Annotated in this window: 9 protein-coding genes; 3 read left to right on the plus strand and 6 right to left on the minus strand. The window is 71.8% G+C overall.

The genetic code is table 11. From position 1 onward, the window contains the following. Nucleotides 1-14: 14 nt before the first annotated feature. Nucleotides 15-1,454 (plus strand): aldehyde dehydrogenase, encoded by a 1,440-nt coding sequence (locus CRM89_RS28145; protein ID WP_098086686.1) that lies wholly within the window; start codon nucleotides 15-17, stop codon nucleotides 1,452-1,454. Between the two features lie 75 nt (nucleotides 1,455-1,529). Here the strand turns inward: CRM89_RS28145 and CRM89_RS28150 are convergent, their stop codons facing one another. Together CRM89_RS28150 and CRM89_RS28155 are read right to left on the minus strand one after the other, a co-directional pair. After that, complete coding sequence (locus CRM89_RS28150; protein WP_060592904.1) at nucleotides 1,530-2,162, minus strand: MBL fold metallo-hydrolase; 633 nt, start codon at nucleotides 2,160-2,162, stop codon at nucleotides 1,530-1,532. Next, on the minus strand, nucleotides 2,159-3,244 hold the full coding sequence (locus CRM89_RS28155; protein ID WP_098086687.1) for an S-(hydroxymethyl)mycothiol dehydrogenase: 1,086 nt from the start codon (nucleotides 3,242-3,244) through the stop codon (nucleotides 2,159-2,161). The genes CRM89_RS28150 and CRM89_RS28155 overlap by 4 nt, the downstream gene beginning before the upstream one ends. A 148-nt stretch (nucleotides 3,245-3,392) precedes the next feature. On the opposite strand from CRM89_RS28155, the gene CRM89_RS28160 reads away from it, so the two are divergent. Beyond that, a complete protein-coding gene (locus CRM89_RS28160) occupies nucleotides 3,393-4,694 on the plus strand; it encodes a LuxR C-terminal-related transcriptional regulator (protein WP_086846842.1) in 1,302 nt (433 codons plus the stop codon). Here the strand turns inward: CRM89_RS28160 and hutC are convergent. After that, nucleotides 4,691-5,446 carry a histidine utilization repressor gene (gene hutC / locus CRM89_RS28165; RefSeq protein WP_060592901.1) on the minus strand — a complete coding sequence of 252 codons (756 nt, stop codon included), beginning with the start codon at nucleotides 5,444-5,446 and terminating at the stop codon, nucleotides 4,691-4,693. The two genes, CRM89_RS28160 and hutC, sit on opposite strands and share 4 nt — an antisense overlap. A 61-nt stretch (nucleotides 5,447-5,507) precedes the next feature. Further along, nucleotides 5,508-8,912, minus strand: coding sequence for an NAD-glutamate dehydrogenase domain-containing protein (locus CRM89_RS28170; protein ID WP_098086688.1), 3,405 nt, complete (start codon nucleotides 8,910-8,912; stop codon nucleotides 5,508-5,510). A 192-nt stretch (nucleotides 8,913-9,104) separates the two neighbouring features. On the opposite strand from CRM89_RS28170, the gene hutU reads away from it, so the two are divergent. Continuing rightward, complete coding sequence (gene hutU, locus CRM89_RS28175; RefSeq protein WP_060592899.1) at nucleotides 9,105-10,778, plus strand: urocanate hydratase; 1,674 nt, start codon at nucleotides 9,105-9,107, stop codon at nucleotides 10,776-10,778. Nucleotides 10,779-10,996: 218 nt separating this feature from the next. Here hutU and hutH read toward each other — a convergent pair whose 3' ends face one another. Further along, nucleotides 10,997-12,571 (minus strand): histidine ammonia-lyase, encoded by a 1,575-nt coding sequence (hutH, locus tag CRM89_RS28180; protein WP_172964589.1) that lies wholly within the window; start codon nucleotides 12,569-12,571, stop codon nucleotides 10,997-10,999. Further along, nucleotides 12,568-14,025 (minus strand): amino acid permease, encoded by a 1,458-nt coding sequence (locus tag CRM89_RS28185; protein WP_098086689.1) that lies wholly within the window; start codon nucleotides 14,023-14,025, stop codon nucleotides 12,568-12,570. Before CRM89_RS28185 ends, hutH begins: the two co-directional genes overlap by 4 nt. Between the last annotated feature and the right edge of the window lie 175 nt (nucleotides 14,026-14,200).

The raw sequence follows: 14,200 nt of genomic DNA on the forward strand, positions 1-14,200 counted from the left end.
GCGAGAGGACCATCATGCGAAACCAGCTCTTCATCGACGGCGAGTGGCGCCCGGGCCGGGCGGGTACCTTCGCCACCGTCGACCCGGCGACCGGCAAGGTCATCACCGACGTGGCCCAGGCGAGTACCGCCGACGTCGACGACGCGGTCGAGGCCGCGGCCCGCGCCTACACCGCACCGTCGTGGGCGGCGATGCTGCCCGCCACCCGTGCCCGCCTGTTGAACCGGCTCGCCGATCTGGTGGAAGCCCACGCCGACGAACTCGCCCTGCTCGAGACCACCGATCAGGGGCAACCCCTGGGGGTGGCCGCGGGCATCTCGGTACCCAACGCCGTCGAGCACCTGCGCTACTACGCCGGCTGGGCGACCAAGATCACCGGGATCACCGCGCCGTTGTCGATCCCGGATGTCGACTACCGGACGCGGCGCGAACCGCTCGGCGTCTGCGCGCTCATCACGCCGTGGAACTTCCCGCTCACCATTCTCACCTGGAAGTTGGCGCCCGCCCTGGCCGCGGGCAACACCGTGGTCGTCAAACCCGCGGAGCAGACGCCGCTGAGCACGCTGCGCCTGGCCGAACTGTCCGCCGAGGCCGGCTTTCCGCCCGGCGTGATCAACGTCGTGCCCGGCGGGCCGGACACCGGCCGGGCGCTGGTGGCGCATCCCGGTATCGCCAAGATCTCGTTCACCGGCTCGACCGAGGTGGGCCGGGAGATCGGCGCCGCGGCGGGGCGCGCGCTCACCCGGGTCTCGCTGGAACTGGGTGGCAAGACACCGAGCATCGTCACCGCCGACGCCGACATCGACGCCGCAGTGCGGGGCAACATCGCCGGCGGGACGCTCAATTCCGGCCAGGTCTGCGCCGCCTATTCCCGGATCTATGTCGACCGGCGGCGCGAGGCGGAGTTCGTCGACAAGCTCGTCGCGGCGGCCCGCGCGATCAAGGTCGGGCCAGGCCGTGCCGCGGACACCCAGATGGGGCCGCTCGTCTCGGCCGAACATCTCGACCGGGTGCACACCCTGGTGCGGACCGGGGTGGCCGAGGGCGCCGAACTCGTCACCGGCGGTGCGCGGGCCGAGGGCGACCTCGCCGACGGCTACTTCTACGAGCCGACCGTGTTCACCGGGGTGCGCCAGGACATGCGGATCGCCCGCGAGGAGATCTTCGGCCCGGTGCTGTCGGTGCTGTCCTACGACGATCCCGAGGAGATCGCCGGGCAGGCCAACGACTCCGACTTCGGGCTGGCCGCGGTCGTGTGGTCGCGCGATCTCGCCACCGCCAACCGGCTGGCGGCAGCGGTGCGTGCCGGCACCGTCTACCTGAACCTGCCGCCCATGCTCGATGCCGCGGCGGCCTGGGGCGGCATGAAGGCCTCCGGCATCGGGCGCGAGATGGGCTGGGAGGCGATCGCCGCCTATACCGAGGTCAAGAGTATCTGGACCGCGTTGGCCTGACAGCGCACCGCGACGCCCCCGGCGCACCGAACCACCTGGTGCGCCGGGGGCCTTGTCGTATCGGCAGCCGTCGGATCAGTAGCCGCGGGCGATCCACTCGGCCAGGTGCGGCGCCTCGGTGCCCACCGTGGTGGCGTCGCCGTGACCGGTGTGCACGCGGGTCTCCTCCGGCAGGGTCAGCACGCGGTCCCGGATCGAATCGATGATCGTGGGGAAATCCGAGAACGAGCGCCCGGTGGCGCCGGGGCCGCCGGCGAACAGGGTGTCGCCGGAGAACAGCGCACCCGCTTCCGGCAGGTACAGGCAGACCGAGCCGGGGGAGTGGCCGGGGGTGTGGATGACCTGGATGTCGGTGCCCGCCACGGCGATCCGCTGGTCGTCGGCGAGCGAACTGTACGACCGGCCCGGGTGGGTCAGCTGCCACAGCGGCTCGTCGCCGGGATGCAGCAGCAGCGGCGCGTCGAGGTCGGCCGACAGCTGCGGCGCGTGCGTGACGTGGTCGTTGTGGCCGTGCGTGCACACGATCGCGACCACGTTCCGTCCGCCGATACCGGCGAGGATGGGCGCCGCCTCGTGCGCGGCGTCCACCACGACGACCTCGTCGTCGTCGCCGATCAGCCACACGTTGTTGTCCACGTTCCAGGAGCCGCCGTCGAGTTCGAAGACCCCGGAGGTGACCACCCGGTCGATGCGCAACGCGCCACTCACAGGATCACCACCGAGCGCAGCACCTCGCCGGCGTGCATGGTGTGGAAGGCCTTCTCGACGTCCTCGAGCCCGATCCGTTCGGTGACGAACTTCTCCAGCGGCAGCCGCCCCTGCAGGTACAGGTCCACCAGGTAGGGGAAGTCGCGCTCGGGCAGGCAGTCGCCGTACCAGGACGACTTGAGCGCACCGCCGCGGGAGAAGAAGTCGATCAGCGGCATCTCCAGGCGCATGTCCGGGGTGGGGACGCCGACCAGCACCACGGTGCCCGCCAGGTCGCGGGCGTAGAAGGCCTGCTTCCAGGTCTCCGGACGGCCCACCGCGTCGATCACCACGTCGGCGCCGAATCCGCCGGTGAGGTCCTGGATCGCCGCGACCGCGTCGACCTGGCTCGCGTCCACGGTGTGTGTGGCGCCGAGGTCGGTGGCCCAGGCCAGCTTTCGCGGGTCGCGGTCGACGGCGATGATGGTGGCGGCGCCGGCCAGGCGCGCACCGGCGATGGCCGCGTCACCGACGCCGCCGCAGCCGATCACCGCGACGCTGTCGCCGCGGCTCACCCCGCCGGTGTTGACCGCCGCGCCGAGCCCGGCCATCACACCGCAGCCCAGCAGCCCGGCCACGGCCGGGTCGGCGGCGGGGTCGACCTTGGTGCACTGCCCGGCGTGCACGAGGGTCTTCTCGGCGAAGGCGCCGATGCCCAGGGCGGGGGTGAGTTCGGTGCCGTCGAGCAGGGTCATCTTCTGCTCGGCATTGAAGGTGTCGAAACAGTACTGCGGCCGTCCGCGGCGACAGGCCCGGCAGCGCCCGCACACCGCCCGCCAGTTGAGCACGACGAAGTCGCCGGGCTGCACGGAATCCACACCGGGACCGACGGATTCGACCGTGCCCGCGGCCTCGTGGCCGAGCAGGAAGGGGAACTCGTCGTTGATGCCGCCCTCGCGGTAGGTCAGGTCGGTGTGGCAGACCCCGCACGCCGCGACGGCGACGACGACCTCACCCGGCCCGGGATCCGGGATGACGATGTCGGTGATCTCCACCGGCGCGCCCGTGGACCTGGCGATGACGCCGCGTACCTGCTGTGGCATGGGTGTTCGTACCTCCGAGACGTAGCGGATCCATGCGCGTTCGCGCATAGCCACCCACGACGCTACTGCCGCCCGCCCCGATCGCGACCTGGTCGGAAGGCGGGCATCGGCTCGACCTTCGGCTAGTCCCGGTCGCTAGACTCCGGCCATGACCCGATCAGCGCACCCGGCGTGCGACCACGCGCGCGACCAGCTGGCGGCCGTGCGCGCGGTGATCGAGGGGCCGCTCGGCGAGATCGCCCGCAGGCTCTCCCGGCACCTGGCCGAGGGCTGGCCGCACCGGGCCCTGGTGGTGTTCACCCGCGAGTGCACCGGTCGACCGCGCAAGGTGGCCGGCCCGCCGGACCTGGTCGACGTGGTGACCATCGACGAGCTCGACGCCCTGAAAGACACTGTGCCACCCGGTGGCTGGGCGAGCACCGTCGGGCGGTTCGCGGGCGCGCCGCGCCCGCTGTGGCTGGTGCGCGACGCGATCGGCACGTTGCTGGTGCTGGTGCCGCGCGCGGAGCGGGAACTGCCGAGCCCGCACCAGCTGGCGGCGATCTTCGGCCTGGTCGCGGTGTCCATCCGGCAGCAGGTGACCCAGGCCGGGCCGGACTACCTGGCCGAGTCGCGCGCCGCCTCCAGCGAACGCGCCCGCGCCACCGCCGAACTCACCGCCGCGCACGAGGCGGCGCTGGCCGGGATCCTGGCCACCCTGCGCGCCCCGAACCTCGACGACGGCCGGGCCCGCGGCATCGCCGCCGCCGCCGCGTCGGAGGCGCTGCTCGCCGTGCGCGCGGCCCAGTCGGCCGACCGCAGCCTGGCCGAGGAGTCACCGGCGGCGGCTTTCGCCCGGCTGCGGGAGGAGATCGTGCCGCTGCTGCGCGACCGCGACCTGGCGGTGGAGTTCGTCGCGCCGCCGCCGACCAGCAGGCCGATCCCCGGCGAGGTGGCCTCCGGCGCCAGAGCGATGGCGCACGCGGTGGTGCTCGCCTTCCTCAACCGGTGCGGCTCCCGGCTGCGCATCGCCTGGGAGTGCGACGACGACGCCCTGGTCATGGACCTCCGCGACCAGGGGGAGGGCCTCGACGACCTGGACGGGCTGCGCAGGCGCCTGCACGGGCGGGTCGCCGCCCTGGCCGCGCGCGCCGATTACGAGTCGGTGCCGGGCTGGGGCTCGCGGGTCACCGTCCGGATCCCGCTCGAGCCGCCCGCGGCGCCGGGCGATCAGAGCCTGCTCGCCGGTCTCAACCGGCGCCAGCGCGAAGTCCTCGCGCTGGTCTGCGCGGGCATGCGCAACAAGGCCATCGCGCGCGAGCTCGGGCTGGCCGAGAGCACGGTGAAGTTCCACGTGGCGGGCGTGTTGAAGAAGCTGGGTGTGGCCACCCGGGGTGAGGCCGCCGCGCTCGGGCTGCGGGCGGCGGCCGCCGGGAGCCGCCCCGCCGTGGCGGTCGCCGAGAGCGGCTAGCTGGGTCCGAAGCTGCCTTCCAGCCTGCTGCGCGAGCCGGGATGGATCAGCCGGGCCGCGCTCACCAGTCCGGTCGCCGACCAGGTGCGGCGCCGGATCAGCAGGCACGGCTCCGAGCGCGGGACACCGAGCAGGCGGCACTCCTCCGGCGCGGCGAGCACCGCCTCGACCACGTGCTCGCCGCGTTCCAGCGGCGCGACCGCGCTGAGATAGGTGTTGGGGGTGGTCGTGGTGAAATCCTGCTCGAGGTAGTGCGGCGCCTCGGCCGGGTTGACGTAGCGGTCCTCCACCTGGATCGGCACATCGTCCTCGAAATGCACGATCAGCGAATGGAAGACGTTGCCGCCCAAGGCGTCCCCGAGCACCGGATGCCCGATCTCGGCGTGCTCGGACCGCACGAACACCACTTCGGTGCGGTGCCGGTGGCCGCGCTGCTGGATCTCGTCGGCGATGTTCTTCACCTCGAACAGCGGCGAGGCCGCCTTGGTGGGGGCGACGAAGGTGCCCACCCCCATCACCCGGTTCAGCACGCCCTCGGCGGTGAGGTCGCGCAGCGCGCGGTTGATCGTCATCCTGGACAGCCCCAGCGCGCTGACGAGCTGGTTCTCCGAGGGGATCTGGTCGCCCGCACGCCACCGGCCGCCCTTGATCTGCGAGACGATGAGCTGCTTGACGCGCTCGTACGCGGCGAACTCGCTCCCCAGTGCGTCGTACACCGCGGCCAGTTCCGCGTCGACTACTTCGATCGCCACACCGACATCCGTTCCCTTGTCTCACCGGGCTGCTGTGCCACGGGCTGCGCGCCGAGGTGAATCATCGCGCCAGCGCCCGAAGCTGGCGCGTCGCCACCGACAACGCCGCCAGATCCCGGTCGCCCGATTCCGAGATTGCCTCGAGGATACGTTGCGTGCGGTCGAGCTTGGCCGCACAGCGCTGCGCCCAGTCGTCGATCACGCGTTCGGCGGACTCGCCGGGCTCGCCGTCGGTGAGCACGTCCCGGCACAGTGCCCGGATGGTGTCGTAGAGCTCGTCGCGCAGGGCCACCCGTGCCAGCGCGTTCCACTTGGTGCCGCGCTCGAGCCGCGAGACCGCCATCAGCTGCGGCACCACGCCCAGCCGTTCGCCGAGCAGGTAGTACACCGGCGCCACCGCCGCCGCCGGGCGCCCGGTGGCCGCGGCGACCTCGATGATGTCGAGCAGGGCGAAGCGGTCCAGCAGCAGCGCCACCCGCTCGGCCAGCTCCGCGGGCACCCCGCGATCGGTCAACGCGGCGGTGCGGGTGCGCAGCGCGGCGGCGTCGCGGCCGGACAGCCACCCGGCCACCCGCGGGGTGAGTTCGGCGATCCCGCCGCGGAACCGCGCGATCTCCTCGGCCACCGCCAGCGGCTGCGGGCGTTGGGTCAGCATCCAGCGCGCGGCGCGGTCGAGCAGGCGGCGGCTGAGCACGATCAGCTCGTCGGTGAGGTCCGCGCTCAGTCCCGCGCCGCGGAGGTCGCGCCACAGTCCGGGCAGGTCGAACACCGCGGTGACGATCGCGAACGCGCGCACGGCGTCGGCGTTGTCGGCGCCGGACTCCTCGGTGAGCCGGTAGGCGTAGGTGATGCCGCCGTTGTCCACCACGTCGTTGGTCAGCACCGTCGGCACGATCTCGCGGCGCAGCGGATGCGCGGCGATCGCCTCGGCGTACTCGGTGCGCAGGCGCTGCGGGAAGTAGCCGGCCAGGTGCTCGGCGAAGGCCGGGTCGTCGGGCAGCGGACCGGCCAGCAGATCGGCCCGCAGGGCGAGCTTGACGTGCGCGAGCAGCGTGGCCAGCTCCGGTGAGGTGAGGCCATGCCCGGCGCGGCGGCGCGCGGCGATCTCCTGCTTCGACGGCAGCACCTCCAGGTCGCGGTCGAGGCCGTACTCGCGCTCGAGGTGGTCGATGAGCCGGCCGTGCACGGCCAGCGAGGCGACCGCGCGGGCGCGGGCGGTACCCATCAGCTGGTTCTGGGACTCGTTGTCGGCCAACACCAGCCGGCAGACCTCGGCGGCCATCTCGGCCAGCAGCGCGTTGCGTTCGGCGGTGCTCAGCCGTCCGGCGCCCACCAGTCCGTCGAGCAGGATCTTGATGTTGACCTCGTGGTCGGAGCAGTCCACCCCGGCCGAGTTGTCGAGGGCATCGGTGTTGATCCGGCCGCCCGCGCGGGCGTATTCGATACGGCCGCGCTGGGTGAAGCCGAGATTGCCGCCCTCGCCGACCACCCGGGCGCGCACCTCGGCGCCGTCGACGCGGACCGCGTCGTTGTTCTTGTCGCCGACGTCCAGCGCCGTCTCGGTGGCCGCCTTGACGTAGGTGCCGATGCCGCCGTTCCACAGCAGATCCACCGGCGCGCGGAGAATGGCCCGGATCAGTTCCGGCGGGGTCAGCCTGGTCACCTCGGCGGGCAGGCCGAGCGCCGCGCGCGCCTGCGGGCTGATCGGCACCGATTTCACCGTCCGCTCCCACACCCCGCCGCCCGCGCTGATCAGCTCGGGCGAGTAGTCCGCCCACGACGAGCGGGGCGTGTCGAACAGGCGCGCGCGTTCGGCGTAGGAGGTGGCCGCGTCGGGGTCGGGGTCGAGGAAGATGTGGCGGTGGTCGAAGGCCGCGACCAGTCGGATGTGCCTGCTGGCCAGCATCCCGTTGCCGAACACGTCACCGCTCATGTCGCCGATGCCGACCACGGTGAAGTCGTCGTGCCGCGGGTCGAGACCCAGTTCGCGGAAGTGCCGCTTCACGCTCTCCCAGGCGCCGCGGGCGGTGATGCCCAGCGCCTTGTGGTCGTAGCCGACCGAGCCGCCGGAGGCGAAGGCGTCGCCGAGCCAGAAGCCGTGCGTGGCGGCCACCTCGTTGGCGATGTCGGAGAACGCCGCGGTGCCCTTGTCGGCGGCGACCACGAGGTAGGTGTCGTCGCCGTCGTGGCGACGCACCCGTGCGGGCGGCCGCACGGCGCCGGTCGCGCGGTCCACCGAGTCGGTGATGTCGAGCAGCCCGCCGATGAAGGTGCGGTAGCAGCGCACCCCTTCGGCGCGGTGGGCCTCGCGGTCGGCGGCGGGGTCGCCGGTGCTCGCGGGCGGGCGCTTGACCACGAATCCGCCCTTGGCGCCCGCGGGCACGATGACGGCGTTCTTCACCGCCTGGGCCTTGGCCAGGCCGAGCACTTCGGTGCGGAAGTCCTCCTTGCGGTCCGACCACCGCAACCCGCCGCGGGCCACCGCACCGAAGCGCATGTGCACCCCCTCCACGCGGGGCGAGTACACGTAGATCTCGAAGTGCGGGCGCGGCAGCGGCAGTTCCGGAATCCGGCGCGGGTCGAATTTCAGTGCCAGGCACTCGGGTTCGTGGCCGGGACCGCCGAGGTAGTGATTGGTCCGCAGCGTCGCCAGGACGGCGCCGAGGTAGCCGCGCAGGATGCGGTCGGTGTCGAGTCCCGGCACCTCGGCGATGGTGCGCTCGAGCCGCTCGCGCAGTGCGTCGGCGTCACCCGCGGTGCCGTCGGGGTCGAAGCGGGCTTCGAACAGCCGCACCAGCGCGCGGGTCGGGCCCGGGTGTGCGCCGAGCACGGTGGCGATGTGGTCGGCGCTGTAGGGGAAGCCGCCCTGGCGCAGATAGTTGGCGTAGGCGCGCAGCACGGTGACCTGGCGGTGGTCCAGGCCCGCCCGGGCGACCAGCTCGTTGAAGCGGTCGGCCTCGGCGCGGCCGTGCCAGATCGCGGCGCAGGTGTCGGTGCAGCGGCGTGCGAAGTCGGCCTCGTCCAGCGGCTCGGCCGGCACGTGGTCGGGGTAGCGCAGGGTGAACCGGTACAGGCGGCAGTCGATTCCGGCGGCGGTGGTCAGGCGGTAGGGCCGCTCGTCGAGAACGTGCACGCCCAGGCTCTGCAGGATCGGCATCACCTCGCTCAGCGAGGCGGCCCGCCCGGCGACATACAGGGTGAGCCGCCACTCGCCGGCGGTGCCGGGCAGCCGTTCCATGCGCAGATCGACCGCGCCGTCGTCGAGCGCTTCGAGCCGTCCGAGGTCGGCGAGGGCCCGCTCGGGGGAGGTGTCGCGCTTATAGCCTTCGGGTATGACCGCGCTGTAGTGCCCGCTCAGCGCGGGTGCGATCGGGGTGTTGCGGAGGCGGTCGTCCCAGTCGCCGTCGAGGCGCCGCCGCGGTCGCGACGCCGCATCCGGAACCGAAGAAGTTGCCGTCATGTCCACTACCTTCCAGCGGAAATGCCACCGTTTCCGCGCCGGGGCGCGGCCGGGCGCAGGTCGCGGGCGGCCAGGGGTGGTCGCACACGAGGGCGCGCTGCGCCGGTCGCTTGACAGTTGCTTGTATATACAGGACTATACACCTAACTCCGGTTTCTCGTGACCCGGCGCACATTTTCCGATTCCGAGGAGAGAACAATGACGAACGCATCCACCCCGCCCGGCCCGCGCCCCGTGCGCGCCGCCCGCGGAACCGAACTGAGCGCGCTGGGCTGGCAGCAGGAAGGCGCGCTGCGGATGCTGATGAACAACCTCGACCCCGAAGTGGCCGAACGGCCCGACGATCTCGTGGTCTACGGCGGCACCGGCCGGGCGGCGCGCAGCTGGGAGGCGTTCGACGCGATCGTGCGCACCCTGAAGACGCTGAAGAACGACGAGACCCTGCTCGTGCAGTCCGGCAAGCCGGTCGGTGTCTTCCGCACCCACGAGTGGGCGCCGCGCGTGCTGCTGGCCAACTCGAACCTGGTGGGCGACTGGGCCAACTGGGAGGAGTTCCGCAAGCTCGAGCAGCTCGGCCTCATCATGTACGGCCAGATGACCGCAGGCTCGTGGATCTACATCGGCAGCCAGGGCATTCTGCAGGGCACCTACGAGACCTTCGGCGCGGTCGCGCGCAAGCGTTTCGGCGGCACGCTGGCCGGCACCATCACCCTGACCGCGGGCCTGGGCGGCATGGGCGGCGCGCAGCCGCTGGCGGTGACCATGAACGAGGGCGTGGCGATCTGCGTGGAATGCGACCCCGCGCGCATCGACCGCCGCATCGCGCACGGCTACCTCGACACCAGGGCCGACACCGTCGAGGAGGCGCTGAAGCTGGCGCTCGCGGCCCGCGACGAGCGCAAGCCGCTCTCGATCGGCCTGCTCGGCAACGCCGCCGAGATCTTCCCCCAGCTGCTGGCGATGGACGCCCCGATCGACATCGTCACCGACCAGACCTCCGCGCACGATCCGTTGTCCTACCTGCCGGTGGGCGTCGCGCTCGCGGACTGGCACACCATGGCCGAGAAGGACCCCGCCTGGTTCACCGAGGCCGCGCAGGCCTCGATGGCCAAGCACGTCGAAGCGATGGTCGGCTTCCTGGACAAGGGCGCGGAGGTGTTCGACTACGGCAACTCCATCCGCGACGAGGCACGCAAGGGCGGCTACGAGCGCGCCTTCGCGTTCCCCGGCTTCGTGCCCGCCTACATCCGCCCGCTGTTCGAGGAGGGCCTCGGCCCGTTCCGCTGGGCCGCGCTGTCGGGCGATCCGAAGGACATCGCCGCCACCGACCGCGCGATCCTCGAGCTGTTCCCCGAGAACGAGCACCTGAAGCGGTGGATCACCATGGCGGGGGAGAAGGTGAAGTTCGAGGGGCTGCCCGCGCGTATCTGCTGGCTCGGCTACGGCGAACGCCACCGTGCCGGCCTGAAGTTCAACGAGATGGTGGCCTCCGGTGAGCTGTCCGCGCCGGTCGCCATCGGCCGCGACCACCTCGACTCCGGTTCGGTGGCCTCGCCCTACCGCGAGACCGAGGCGATGGCCGACGGCTCCGACGCCATCGCCGACTGGCCGCTGCTCAACGCCCTGGTCAACACCGCCTCCGGCGCGTCGTGGGTGTCCATCCACCACGGCGGCGGTGTCGGCATGGGCCGCTCCATCCACGCCGGCCAGGTGTGCATCGCCGACGGCACCGAACTGGCCGCCCAGAAGCTCGAGCGCGTGCTGACCAACGACCCCGGCATGGGCGTCATCCGGCACGTGGACGCGGGCTACGACCACGCGGCCGAGGTCGCCCGGGAGCGCGGCGTGCGCATCCCGATGCAGGAAGGCTGATCGGCCCGACCGGTCCACGACCCCGGAGCTGCGTGAGGGGCAGCTTCGGGGTCGTCTGCGTTGCGGGAAGCCTTGGTATTCACCGGGATTCCGCGACCGCTGTCCGGACGGCCGGTGCCAGGATCGCGACGGCGTCGGTCCGAGGAACGGGGATACGACAATGCCCCCGCCCGGGTCGGGGCGGGGGCATCGTCGTGGTGCTCAGCCGGTGGCCGTGCTCAATCCAGCGGGCCGATTACCGATTCCGCGCCCGCGACGAGGGCGCCGGAGGCGGCCAGCCGGACCGCCGCCTCGATCTCGGGGGCCAGGTGGCGATCGGCGCCGGGGCCCTCGACGTGTTCGCGCAGCACCGCGCGAACGGCGGCGGTGGCGGGGGCAGGGGACAGCGGCGCGCGCAGGTCCAGGGCGCGCGCGGCGGTCAGCGCCTCGACGGCCAGTACGCGGGTGAGGCCGTCGAGGGCCCGGCGCAGCTTGCGGGCCGCCGACCATCCCATCGAGACGTGATCCTCCTGCATCGCCGAGGACGGGATGGAGTCCACGCTGGCGGGGACGGCCAGCCGCTTGAGCTCGGAGACGATCGCGGCCTGGGTGTACTGGGCGATCATGTGCCCGCTGTCCACGCCGGGGTCGTCGGCCAGGAAGGGCGGCAGGCCGTGGCTGCGCGCCTTGTCCAGGAAACGGTCGGTGCGGCGTTCGCTGATGCTCGCCACGTCGGCGACCACGATGGCGAGGAAGTCCAGCACGTAGGCCACCGGGGCGCCGTGGAAGTTGCCGTTGGATTCCACCCGCCCGTCCAGCGTCACCACCGGGTTGTCCACCGCGGCGGCCAGCTCCCACTGCGCGACCCGTTCGGCGTGCGCGAGGGTGTCCCTGGCGCCGCCGGCGACCTGGGGCGCGCAGCGCAGCGAGTAGGCGTCCTGCACCACGGTGCAGTCCGGGGTGGCGTGGCTGGCCACGATGGGTGAGTCCGCGAGCAGCCGGGACATGTTCGACGCCGCCGCGGCCTGGCCGGGGTGCGGGCGCAGCGCCTGCAGGTCGGCGGCGAACACCTTGTCGGTGCCCATCAGCGCTTCCACGCTCATCGCCGCGGTCACGTCGGCCAGCTGCAGCAACCGGCGCAGATCGTGGCAGGCCAGCACCAGCATGCCGAGCATGCCGTCGGTGCCGTTGATCAGCGCCAAGCCCTCCTTCTCGGCCAGCTCGACCGGCTCGATGCCGGCCTCGGCCAGCGCCTGGGCCGCGGGCCGGAGTTCGCCGTGGGCATCGCGCACGGTGCCCTCGCCGAGCACGGCCAGCGCCACGTGCGCCAGCGGCGCGAGGTCGCCCGAGCAGCCGAGGCTGCCGTACTCGTGCACCACCGGGGTGATCCCGGCCGAGAGCAGTTCCGCGTAGGTCCGGGCCACCTCGGGGCGCACGCCGGTGCGGCCGGTGGCCAGGGTGGACAGCCGCAGCAGCATCAGCGCGCGCACCACCTCGCGTTCGACCTCGGGGCCCGAGCCCGCCGCGTGCGAGCGCACCAGACTGCGCTGCAACTGCTTGCGGAGCTCGAGCGGGATGTGGCGCACCGCCAGCGCGCCGAACCCGGTCGAGACACCGTAGACGGGCTTCGGGTCGGCGGCCAGCGCTTCGATGCGCTTGCGACTGTCGGCCATCGCGGCCACGGCCTCGTCGGACAGCCGCACCGGCGCCCCGTCCCTGGCCACCCGCACCACGTCCGCGGGCGTCACCGGTCCGGTGCCCACCACGACGGGTTCGGCGGTGACCGATGCCTTGCGCTCGGCGTCGATGCTCACAGGTTCTTCTCCATTTCGATTCGAGGGGTCGGGGTCGTCAGTGCCGGGTCGGCCGGGTCGGTTCCGGGACCGGCCACGGGTGCCGCATCGGTTGCGGCGGGGGTGGGCCGCACCCACCGGCGATAGGCCAGCCACAGCAGGGCAAGCCACACCGCGCCCACCACCAGCGCCACCCGGCTGTCGGCGTCGAAGGCGATCATCGCCACGACGAACACCAGGAACGCGATGGTGATCAGCTGCCCGTAGGGCCAGAACGGCACCGGGAAGCGCAGCGCCGCGGTCTCCTCGGCGCTCATCCGCCGCCGGGAGCGGTAATGCGCGAGCAGGATCATCAGCCAGACGAAGATGGTCGCGAAGGTGGCGATGGAGGCGATGATCAGGAAGACCTTGTCCGGGATCAGGTAGTTCAGCAGCACGCCTACCAGCAGCGTGACCGTCATGATCACCACCGTCATCCACGGCACGCCGTTGCGGGAGACCTGGCGCATCACCGCGGGCGCCTGGCCGCGCTGGGCCATGCCGTACATCATCCGCCCCGCACCGAAGATGTCGCTGTTGATCGCCGAGAGTGCCGCGGTGATCACCACGATGTTGAGCACGGTGGCGGCCGGGCCGATACCGAGGGCCTGGAAGATCTGCACGAACGGGCTGCCCTCGGAGCCGATGCTCTGCCAGGGGTTGATCGCCATGATCACCGCCAGGGTGAGCACGTAGAACAGCATGATCCGCACCGGGACGGTGTTGATCGCGCGCGGGATGGTGCGCTCGGGCCGCTCGGCCTCGCCCGCGGTGATGCCGATGATCTCGGTGCCGCCGAAGGCGAACATCACGATCGCGAAGCAGGTGAGGAAGCCGCCGATGCCGGTGGCGAAGAAGCCGCCCTCGGCCCACAGGTGGGTGAGCCCGGCGTCGGTGTCGTGCATGCCGAAGCCGAAGATCAGGATCGCGACGCCGCCGACGATCATCGCCAGGATCGCGACGATCTTGACCAGGCTGAACCAGAACTCGACCTCGCCGAACACCTTGACGTGCAGCAGGTTGACCGCGCCGATGAACAGGATGATCGACAGCACCCAGATCCAGCGCGGCACGTCCGGGAACCAGAAGCCCATGTAGACGCCGAAGGCGGTGACGTCGGCCAGGCAGACGATCACCATCTCGAAGGTGTAGGTCCACCCGGTCATGAATCCGGCCAGCGGGCCCAGGTGCTTGCTGGCGTACTCGCCGAACGAGCCGGAGACCGGATTGCTCACCGCCATCTCGCCCAGCGAGCGCAGCACGATGTAGATCGCGGCGCCGCCGATCAGGTAGGCCAGCAGGACCGCGGGTCCGGCGCGGTGGATGGCCTCGGCCGATCCGTAGAACAGGCCGGTGCCGATGGCCGACCCGAGGGCGATGAATCGGATGTGCCGGGCCGTGAGGCCCCGCGTCAGCACGTCGGCGGTCTGGTTCAAACCAATCTCCCGGGTTTCGGAGGACGGAAACGGGGTCGATGCGTTCCGGGTATCGATGTGCGTCCGGTCACATCGAGGTGCATGTATAAGCCTGTCTATACAGGAATGTCAATGCCCACCTCGGCCGGACCTGATCGATCACTCTGCGGTTCGCCCGTGGTTCTGGACAAATTCT

The organism is Nocardia sp. FDAARGOS_372 (assembly GCF_002554515.1).
Taxonomy (GTDB): Bacteria; Actinomycetota; Actinomycetes; order Mycobacteriales; family Mycobacteriaceae; genus Nocardia; species Nocardia farcinica.

Excerpts from the sequence above, each read along its gene's own strand:
- CRM89_RS28160 (WP_086846842.1), top strand. The coding sequence starts at position 3,393 with ATGACCCGATCAGCGCACCCGGCGTGCGACCACGCGCGCGACCAGCTG.
- CRM89_RS28155 (WP_098086687.1), bottom strand. The coding sequence starts at position 3,244 with ATGCCACAGCAGGTACGCGGCGTCATCGCCAGGTCCACGGGCGCGCCG.
- CRM89_RS28145 (WP_098086686.1), top strand. The coding sequence starts at position 15 with ATGCGAAACCAGCTCTTCATCGACGGCGAGTGGCGCCCGGGCCGGGCG.
- hutU (WP_060592899.1), top strand. The coding sequence starts at position 9,105 with ATGACGAACGCATCCACCCCGCCCGGCCCGCGCCCCGTGCGCGCCGCC.